The 228-nt window shown below is 72.8% G+C and carries 1 pseudogene; it reads right to left on the bottom strand.

Annotated features, from left to right (window positions below):
* Positions 1-228: pseudogene (locus KVT39_RS37735) on the bottom strand (glutamine synthetase); the annotation flags it as partial.

Genomic DNA, 228 nt, shown 5'->3' with positions numbered 1-228 from the left:
GGGCATGCAATGCGGCAACAGCGCGAGGCATCCGGCCACCGCATGCCGCAGCGGCCGCCCCCCGTCCGCCGCGAGCAGGTTGCGCCCCGCGACGTCGTACAGGCTCACGTGAACGTGCATCCCGCTGCCCGGCGCATGCAGGTAGGGCTTGCCCATGAAGCGCGCGCGATAGCCGTGCTGCAACGCGACGCCGCGCGTGCTGCGGCAGAACAGCGCCGACCAGTCGGC

The sequence above is a fragment of the Burkholderia sp. GbtcB21 genome (genome assembly GCF_019091065.1).
Lineage (GTDB): Bacteria > Pseudomonadota > Gammaproteobacteria > Burkholderiales > Burkholderiaceae > Burkholderia > Burkholderia pyrrocinia_C.
This window is presented reverse-complemented; position numbering and strand designations above follow the sequence as displayed.